Origin of the sequence: Algoriphagus lutimaris (assembly GCF_017051705.1) — a bacterium.
Lineage (GTDB): Bacteria > Bacteroidota > Bacteroidia > Cytophagales > Cyclobacteriaceae > Algoriphagus > Algoriphagus lutimaris.
The window spans coordinates 1,660,557-1,670,179 of record NZ_JAFIDJ010000001.1; the positions used below are offsets into that span (position 1 = coordinate 1,660,557).

Annotated in this window: 9 protein-coding genes; 8 read left to right on the top strand and 1 reads right to left on the bottom strand. The window is 37.6% G+C overall.

Annotated elements, in window-relative coordinates:
- Positions 1-5: 5 nt before the first annotated feature.
- A complete protein-coding gene (locus JYB62_RS06770) occupies positions 6-929 on the top strand; it encodes an alpha/beta hydrolase (RefSeq protein ID WP_205644651.1) in 924 nt (307 codons plus the stop codon).
- Between the two features lie 375 nt (positions 930-1,304).
- Entirely contained in the window at positions 1,305-1,994 is a 690-nt protein-coding gene (locus JYB62_RS06775) for an HAD family hydrolase (protein ID WP_205644652.1), read from the top strand.
- Between the two features lie 203 nt (positions 1,995-2,197).
- On the opposite strand, the gene JYB62_RS06780 is transcribed toward JYB62_RS06775, so the two are convergent.
- A complete protein-coding gene (locus JYB62_RS06780) occupies positions 2,198-3,943 on the bottom strand; it encodes an ABC transporter ATP-binding protein (RefSeq protein ID WP_074223607.1) in 1,746 nt (581 codons plus the stop codon).
- Positions 3,944-4,244: 301 nt separating this feature from the next.
- Between JYB62_RS06780 and JYB62_RS19840 the strand changes: the two genes are divergently transcribed.
- The 6 genes from JYB62_RS19840 to JYB62_RS06810 all read left to right on the top strand — a co-directional run bounded on the left by JYB62_RS19840 (position 4,245) and on the right by JYB62_RS06810 (position 9,480).
- Positions 4,245-4,349 (top strand): hypothetical protein, encoded by a 105-nt coding sequence (locus JYB62_RS19840; RefSeq protein WP_243431527.1) that lies wholly within the window; start codon positions 4,245-4,247, stop codon positions 4,347-4,349.
- Between the two features lie 137 nt (positions 4,350-4,486).
- The gene (locus JYB62_RS06790) at positions 4,487-5,440 is read left to right on the top strand and encodes a CPBP family intramembrane glutamic endopeptidase (protein WP_205644653.1); all 954 of its coding nucleotides are present in this window, start codon (positions 4,487-4,489) and stop codon (positions 5,438-5,440) included.
- A 147-nt stretch (positions 5,441-5,587) separates the two neighbouring features.
- Positions 5,588-6,700: a serine hydrolase domain-containing protein gene (locus tag JYB62_RS06795; protein ID WP_205644654.1), complete on the top strand. Its 1,113-nt coding sequence runs from the start codon at positions 5,588-5,590 to the stop codon at positions 6,698-6,700.
- The gene (locus JYB62_RS06800; RefSeq protein ID WP_205644655.1) at positions 6,700-7,338 is read left to right on the top strand and encodes a hypothetical protein; all 639 of its coding nucleotides are present in this window, start codon (positions 6,700-6,702) and stop codon (positions 7,336-7,338) included. Before JYB62_RS06795 ends, JYB62_RS06800 begins: the two co-directional genes overlap by 1 nt.
- Positions 7,339-7,395: 57 nt before the next feature.
- Positions 7,396-7,578: a hypothetical protein gene (locus JYB62_RS06805; protein ID WP_205644656.1), complete on the top strand. Its 183-nt coding sequence runs from the start codon at positions 7,396-7,398 to the stop codon at positions 7,576-7,578.
- Between the two features lie 540 nt (positions 7,579-8,118).
- A complete protein-coding gene (locus JYB62_RS06810) occupies positions 8,119-9,480 on the top strand; it encodes a tyrosine-type recombinase/integrase (RefSeq protein ID WP_205644657.1) in 1,362 nt (453 codons plus the stop codon).
- The last annotated feature ends 143 nt before the right edge of the window (positions 9,481-9,623 follow it).

Genomic DNA, 9,623 nt, shown 5'->3' on the forward strand with positions numbered 1-9,623 from the left:
ACCTTATGAAAAAGATATTATTAGTACTCAGTGTAGTTATGGGTTATGGATTTGTAAATGCTCAAGAAATCGTTTTACCACTTTGGGAAGGAACTCCTCCTCTTCAAACCGATATGGGTTTGGAAGAAAAAGCCGTGGAGCAAGGAATTATTCGAATTGAAAATGTTCAGATTCCTCAGATTGAAGTCTTTTTACCAAGTAAGCAATCACGAACAGGACAAGCAGTAGTCATTTTTCCTGGAGGTGGATACCATATTCTAGCTTATGACTGGGAAGGAAGGGATTTTGCCAAATGGCTAAACACCCAAGGAATAGTTGGAATTGTCGTTAAATACAGACTCCCCGATTCCAAATCACTGACAGATGGGAAGGAGGTTCCCTTACTCGACGCACAAAGAGCTATTCGACTGGCAAGACATCATGCAAACGACTGGCAAATAGATCCAGACAAAATCGGTGTCTTGGGATTCTCTGCTGGTGGACATTTAGCCTCGACGGTAAGTACCCAATATGCCCATGAAGTAGATCGGCCAAAAGATGCCATAGATGCCTTACCTGCACGTCCTGACTTTTCAATTTTAGCTTACCCGGTTATATCATTCAGGGATGCCAGTGCCCATTCAGGTTCTAGAAGAAACTTAATCGGAGAAAACGCTCCACAAGAGTTGATCGATCGTTTTTCGGGTGAACTAAACGTCACTGAAGACACCCCTCCTACGTTCTTGGTACATGCACAGGATGACAAAGGGGTTCCAATCGAAAACAGCTTTTTATATTACAAAGCCCTTCATGCCAAGGGAGTTCCTGCTTCTCTGCACATCTATCCTACCGGAGGACATGGCTTCGGCTTTGGATTAGGTAAAGGTCCTGTTTCTGGATGGAGAGAGGTGTTGTTGGATTGGATGATTTCACTGAGTAGTGAGCAGTGATCAGTGGTCAGTGATCAGTGGTCAGTGGTCAGTGGTCAGGAGTCACTGGTCAGGAGGAAGTTGCACTGCGCAGATTTTTTTTGAACTGTCATTGCGAGCCTGCCTTCCGGTAGGCAGGGAGGAAGAACGACGACGTGGCAATCACAAAATTCATAAAACAGATTCCTTCCTTTCCTTAAATAAGTTAAATGAAAATTTAGAAGGCTTAAGTATGAAAAATGAAATTAGTGTTCCGTCGCAGTGGTCAGTGATCGGATTACGTAACTTTGACAAAAAATCGTTTATTCGAATTTTGAAGCTCTTTATTTTGAGAAGGAACCAAATCATTTTATTCCCTAATCTTTAATTTTTACAACATCTCAATTTTAAAATTTCATGATTAAAGTAATCGCTTTCGACGCAGATGATACCCTTTGGGTTAATGAGCCATTTTTTCGAGAGGCTGAAGAAAAATTCACAGAGATGTTAGAGGATTTCATGCCTCAACACAGCTCTTTAAAGGAATTATATCATACTGAGATTGAAAACATTAACATCTATGGCTATGGCATCAAAGGCTTCATGCTTTCCATGATAGAAACCGCCATCCGGGTATCTGAAAAGAACATTCCAATAACCATGATAGAACGAATCATGGATATTGGAAAAGAAATGATGAGTAAACCAGTGGAAATGCTACCCGAAGTAGAGCAGGTTCTAAAAGAACTGAGTTCGGATTATAGACTGGTAATGGCCACCAAAGGCGACTTGGTAGATCAGGAAAGGAAACTCAAGAAATCAGGTTTGGAAGCTTATTTCCATCATATAGAAATCATGAGCGAAAAAAAGGAAGCGGACTTCCTAAAGCTCATCAAGCATTTGGATATTTCCCCTTCGGAATTTTTGATGATCGGGAACAGCTTAAAATCAGATATACTCCCTGTCTTGAAACTTGGGGGTCACGCCATTCATATTCCATTTCATGTGACTTGGAAGCATGAAATGATCCATCATGAAATTGAGCACGAAAACTTTTATCAGGCCGAACAGATTTCACATATTATCCCTTTGATTAAAGAAATGTGAATCAGTGGTCAGTATTCAGTCATCAGTCATCAGTATTCAATATTTCAGATTTCCTATTTCGTACTTCCTACTTCTCACTTCAATTATCAATCCCCCTACCCCCTTTTCAAAGGGGGAGTTGGCAGTGCTACTCTTAACTTTTAGTTCTGAATACTAGGACCTTAACACTGGAAACTGATTTCTGACTTCTTACATCCTAAATCCTATATCCTCGCCTGATAAGTATACAATTGATAATACCTTCCTTCCAAAGCAATCAATTCTTCGTGCTTCCCTCTTTCTACAATCTTGCCTTGTTCGATCACCAAAATCTGGTCGGCTTGTCTGATGGTGCTCAATCGGTGTGCAATCACAAAAGTGGTTCTTCCCTTCATCAAGTCTTTTAAACTCGCCTGAATCAAAGTTTCTGATTCCGTATCCAAATTAGAGGTAGCCTCGTCCAAAATCAATATTCTTGGATCAGCCAAGATGGCTCTCGCAATGGCAATTCTTTGTCGTTGTCCGCCGGAAAGCTTCACCCCTCGTTCTCCTATCAAGGTTTCCAAACCATCTTCAAAACGATCCGTAAATTCCTGTACATGGGCTGCATGAACCGCCTGAAGCAATCGTTCTTCCGAGGCATCAGGTCTTGGGAACAGAATATTTTCCCGAATAGTCCCTTCAAAAAGGAAATCATCCTGTAATACCACGCCCAATTGGGCCCTGAAAGAGTCCAGCGTCACTGTAGCCAAATCATTTCCATCCAGGTAAATACTTCCAGAGTCCGGAGTTAAGAACGTGGCTGCCAGTCCAGCAATAGTAGTCTTTCCTGAACCTGAAGTCCCTACCAAGGCAGTCACAGATCCGGCAGGTGCTTCAAAACTTACCTCTTTCACCACCTCTTTTCCCTCTTCATAAGAAAAAGAAACTCGGTCAAAAACCATATCTCCTTTAATTTTGGCTAAAGATAAAGTTCTCAGGTTATCGTCAGCCTCCAATGGAGTATTCATGATTTCCTCAGTTCTATCTAATCCTGCAAAGGCTTCAGTCAACTGACTTCCTATGTTTGACATCTGAACAATCGGAGCGATCATAAATCCCAAATAAAGGGTAAAAGCCAGGAAATCCCCAAAAGTCAATTGCTCTTGCATGATCATATAACCGCCCAAACCCATGATCCCTGCAGAAGCTAGCCCAAGCAATAAGGCACCTGCGGAAGTCACAAAGCTGGTAGCCGTCAAACTTGCCTTCACATTCAAAAACAGCTCTTCTACCCCTCTGGCAAAGGTTTTAATTTCCTGTTGCTCCGCATTAAATCCTTTGATCACTCGTATTCCTCCCAAGGTTTCCGTGAGCCTTCCGGTCACCTGCGCATTAATCTTTCCTCTTTCCCTGAATATCGGCCGGATCCTTCCAAAGGCTTTTAAGGACACCAAACCGAAAATCACCACAGGAAGCAGCACAAACAAGGTCATTTTAGGAGATATGCTGATCAGTAAAAACAGCGAAATGATCGCCGTCAAGATCCCCCCTACCATTTGGGCAAAGCCCGTTCCGACCAGGTTCCTGACTCCTTCTACATCCGACATGATTCTGGACACCAATTCTCCAGTTTTAGTATTATCAAAGAATCGGATAGGAAGTTTGATGATGTGACTTTGGACCTGAGACCTTAGCTTGGCGATCAGATTTTGTGCTTCCACGCTCAGGATTTGAGTCAAAGCATAAGAGGTGACCGACTGGATCACGATGGCGGTCACAACGGCAATAATCAACCATTTGAGCATGGTCAGGTCATTACTGGGTATCACATCATCTATCAGGTATTTACTGGCTCCAGGGAGCACTAGGCTGGCGAGTCTACTGATAATGATCAAAAAAAGACCTAAAAATAAATGCTTTCTTCTGGGCCAGATGATGGTTTTAAATACCTGACCCATGGTCACTTTGCGTGCTGCTTTTTTAGCCATGAAATAGTGCGTTAAGATTGGTAAACCTGAATTCAGAGAATTCAGTTCAGCTTGTAATTTAATTTCAAGATCCGATATACTGAATTAATTACTTTCAGATTTATTTCAAATCAATTAGAAAACATTAAATGGATTTGATCATTGAAGGACAAGAAAGAAACAAGTAACGTCCTGTTAAATATTCAAAAAGAAGTATTCAGGCTATCCAAAAAAGAGCCGTTAAAAAGGCTGGAATCAAAAAAGCAAAACAGCTCATACCTTAAGACGTTCTCCAAGTAGTCATCGTGACGCTACCCATTTACTGGAAAATGGAACTGACCTAAGGGATATTCAAAGCTTATTTGAACATGAAAGTGCTAAAACCACCGAGGTATATACACATATGATTACCAAAGAGTTTAATTAGATTCAAAGTCCATTGGACAAGTTAGCTATATAAAATATATGCGAAACTAGTTGCGCACACACAATCGTTGTCAAAAATTGAGATTTGTCACCTTATTCTATTTTCAATCGTCTAATTTAAAAACAAGCATCTCAATTATGAAAAATCCGTTTTCTAATTCAAAAGAAGGTAGACTTCGAGCAGGCTGGCGTATCTTCATTTTCCTATTACTTTTTTGGGGATTCGCTTCAATTATTTTTTTGATAAAGCCCTTATTTGGTGAAATAGGTAAAAGAGAGTTCCTACAGAACTATAGTTTGATTATCGTTGCAATTCTTGCTTTCGGCGCAACTGCGTCAGTATTTATATCAAGAAAATATTTGGATAAAAAGTCATTGGTTTCATTAGGTATAATAATAAATAAAAGAACTATCCAAGATATCTTTTTCGGGTTTTTATTAAGTGGATTGATGGTGAGTATATTTTTTGTTTTATTATATACATTTAATTTGGTAGAATTCAATGGATTGAACTTTGGAGATGGTCAAAATATTTCTAATGACTCTTTTACCTTTGTCAATTTTATGAGTATAATTTCAATTGGGTCCTTATCCTTGCTTTTATTGGAACATATTTTAGTGGGTTATTGGGAAGAACTTGTTTTTAGGGGTTATATACTGCAAAATATGATAGAAGGGATGGGATTTAAACTAGCCATAATTATATCGTGCTTGCTATACGGCATCATTCATGCCGCAAATCCAAATGCAGGAATATTATCTTCTTTAATTATTGTACTCTTTGGCTACTTAAGAATTTATGGATATCTATCTACTAAAATGTTATGGCTATCGATGGGAATGCATATGGGCTGGAATTTTTTTCAAGGTCCAATTTTTGGTTTTGCCGCTAGTGGACATAAAAAAGCAACTCTAATGGATTTAACTATAACATCTAATATAGATTGGTTAACAGGAGGAGAGTTCGGACCTGAAGGAAGTGTAATTGTTATTCCAATAATTTTAATAGCCCTATTCATAATGAATTGGTATTCAAAGAAGCAAAATAGGTCATCAACTAATTATTTCTTAAATAAACAAAACTCTTTCTAACATCATGCATCGCTCATTGCGGCTGAATTCCTTAACGGAATCCATTGCAATTTGCTATCTTTCTGTTACCGCGGAAATTCATAGCTGATTTTCCGCATCGAGCCCTATATGCAACGTTGGCATTAATTAGAAAGAATTTAAGAGCAATTGAAAGTAGAAATTACTGGATTAATCATTTTATTTTTTTCAGCATGTACTATGAATGAAAGTACTGTAGATATTGTAAAGAAAGAACATCATGCTCCAGCATTTCATTACCTGCTTTTTGATTCAGACTCTGTATTGAATGAAGTGCTACACGGATATCAAAATGTAGAAGATAAAACAGCGGTTGATAGACGGACCTCTTTTCACGCCTTTTCTGTAACCAAAACTTTTACTGCAGTTGCAATAATGCAACTCATAGCCGATGGTAAAATCAAGCTTAGCGATACCATTAGTTCACATATTCCTGCCTATTCATTCTCCAGACCTGTTACTATCAGAAATTTGCTTAACCATCAATCAGGTATAGCCAATCCACTACCACTTAAATGGACGCATTTAGCAGATAAGCATACGAGTTTTGATTACAGCAAATTCTCCGACACAATCATCTTAAATCATTTAGAGTTAAAGCGCTCCCCAGGCACAAAGTATGCCTATTCCAACATAAATTATCTTGTATTGGGAAGACTAATCGAAGAAATTAGTGGGAAGGAATATCAAGCATACATTACCGAAAATATTTTAAGCCTTTTACCGACCAAAGAATATATTGGGTTTGACATCCCGGAAACAAATCATGCCAATGGTTACCATGCAAATACCTGGCTTCAAAACCTGCTTTTAGGATTTTTACTAAATAAGGACACTATGATATATCGAGCAGGTGAAGATTGGAATGGTTTTCATCCATTTTATAATAATGGTGCACCTTACGGTGGTATTATTTGTGCTCCAGATGCATTAAGAGCCTATTGTCAGGAATTGCTAAAGAATAATGGTAAAATAATGCCTAAATCCTCAATTAAGGAGATGCTCACAGAACAACAAACTACTAAAGGGGAAAATACGGGTATGGCCTTAGGATGGTTTAAAGGAACTTTAAATGAGAGTGATTATTACTGCCATGCAGGTGGTGGTGGTGGCTACTATTCGGAAATAAGAATTTATCCTTCTTTGGGGCTTGGAAGCGTAATTATGACAAACAGCTCAGGAATGTCAGACGAGAGAATTCTTGACCAGCTGGATATCCAGTACCTGAAAAATATAAAATGATGAATCGTAAGATAAGTAACGCTCACTGTTCAGGCTGGTTCCCCATTTCAACTGCAGTTTTAATGCTACTATTCTGGACGCTATTTGCTGTCTTTTTACCAATGCAAGAAGCCTATATTAATTGGGTATTAGATAGTAACTGGACCTGGATTAATATAATCGGGTTTATAGGCGCATTACTGGGAATATTTGCATTGAATTCAATTGCTGCAGCTCTCAACTCTAAAAAGAATATAGATTTTATCGGATACCTTGCTGCGGTTTGTGGAGTTACAATACTCACTGCTATATTATTTTTTGAAGCCTTTATTCTAAAAGATATAGCAATTCAAAATCCTGAGATCATTAATCTTAATGAGGGCTTTTATCAAAACTCTACATTCAAAACTGCCAACTTATCCGGTGGACTTTTACTATCAATAGGCGCTTTGATATTAGGTTTCAGCATGATTAAGAAAAGAACATTTAAAAAGTGGAAGGTTATCTTGTTTATGCTCGGATGTCCAATGTTCGGAATTGTTTTCATGCCAGGCAATGTAAGGCTGATAGGAGTACTTCTATATTCAATCTCTTTAATTGCTATTGGAATTGAAATGATCAAAAATAAACTAATGCCAACTAGACCTAAACTGCATTAAAACGCAGTTTAGCTTAAACGCATGGCATATAACAATTTAACCACTAAAATATATGATATGAAGTACAGAGTACATAGACTAGAGGTCAACAGTGCAAACATGCAAGAAAAATTAGAGCAATATTTAAATAAACTTGATGGAGAAGTTGTTTCAATAATCCCTAATGTTCGTCCAACTTTTCAACTAATGGGGGCAACAGCGAAAATTGATTATATCCTTATTGTTGAAAAGCAAAAATAAGAGATTCGTACTTAGTAGAAAAATATGTAAATGAAGCCAATTATTGGAAAAGAAAAATAACTTTTTTCCAGATCAAGCATCAATAAAAACGATTGATAGCAAAAGGATTATTTATTTTATGATTGCAGTTTTATTTTTCTTTTTGACAGAAATAGGTAGGACTATTTATTTATACAAATGTGGATGAATGAAGGACAAATAAATGGTTTACAGTTTTTAGAGAAATCAACAGTCGAAGAAGCCCCCAAAATCCAGTCTAACACATACATTGAGAAATTATCTGGTCACGGATTTGGATGGTTTATTGATGGGCCTCCAAAAGTTTTTAGCCATAAAATCGTGCGTTAAGATTGGTAAATCTGAATTCTCTGAATTCTGTTCAGCTTGTAATTTAAATCAAAGAACCTAAATCCTGAATTTAATCCACTTGTAATAAATACAATTCCATCAATACAATAATTAATAGATGAACTAATTATTTAGAATTATTTCGCATATTTACCATATAGCTGTATATACGCAACTTTTCAATATTTTTTAATGAATAAAGCAGTTGAAATAGAAGTAAAAGGGAGAAAGATTCTTTTGAAAATGCCAAAAAATGAAGCTGATATCGGCTATGTCAGAGGCATTCTTTATTCACGTTGGAATAAAGACCTTTTTCTTTGGGAAATCCCCCATTATCCCGGTAACCTGGAAAAACTGGAATCTTATTTCGGAAAAAGAATCAGTAAACTGACAAAAGAAGAACGACACCAATCCACCACCACACCCAAAACGACCATTGAGAAAACTGGAATATTGGCGATAATAACCCAAAACAGAAGAATCAAACTCCTTTTTGGATATATTCCTACACTCATAAAACACATTAAAACTATCCCTTATGCAAAATGGGATAGCAAAAACAAATGGTGGACGGTACCCTATTCTGAACAATTTTTAGAAGAAATAAAAGTTCACAGCGCCCAAGCAGGTCTTTCATTAAGAATAGAAATGGAGCCTCCCAAAACAGGGATTACCAAACTCAAGCCTGAGGAAGTCGCTCAGTACAAACCTGCTCCTGAATCCTTTAAGGATAAGCTTGTAGAGTTACGATACAGCGAAAACACCATCAAGACCTATATCCCTTTATTTGAGGAGTTTATCAATCATTTTCCAGCCGAAGACATGGATTCATTGAATGAGAAACATGTCATAGAATTCTCAAGATTCCTGGTCACTGATCGAAAAGTATCCAGTTCTTATCAAAATCAAGCAATTAATGCCATCAAATTTTACTTTGAGAAAGTATTAGGTGGTAAAAGAAAGTTGTATTTTGTGGAACGTCCCAGAAGAGAAAAAACACTTCCTGTAGTCTGTAGTGAAGAAGAGATCAAAAGGATATTAAAAGAAGTGAAAAACATCAAACATTTGGCAATTTTGAGCACAATTTATTCAGCGGGATTACGGATTGGTGAATTGATTGATCTTCCCATTCATGCGGTTGATTCCAAGCGGATGCAAATCCGGATTGAAGGGGCTAAAGGGAAAAAAGATAGGTACACCATCTTATCCAAAAAGTTGCTGGATTTATTGAGGGTATATTTCAAACAGTACAAACCTTTTTACTATCTTTTTGAAGGACTAAGAAGTACCTCTGAAAAGCCTGTACAATATACAAGCAGAAGTATTCAGGCGATTTTAAAAAAAGCAGTAAAAACGGCGGGAATCAAAAAAAATATCACTGTCCATACCTTAAGGCATTCCTTCGCAACTCACTTGTTGGAAAATGGAACTGACCTAAGATATATTCAAAGCTTATTAGGACATGAAAGTTCTAAAACCACGGAGGTTTACACCCATGTGACTACCAAAGGGTTCAATCAGATTCAAAGTCCTTTGGACAAGTTAGATATATAAAATATATGCGAAACTAGTTTCGTATACACAATCGTTGTGTGCCATGCGAAGAAAGCCAACGCACATTCAAGCACATTTGGTTTTTGCCGACACGCAAAGCCAAAGCTGAAAAACCAAAAGAGCTTGAATTTTTGCCAACGCTC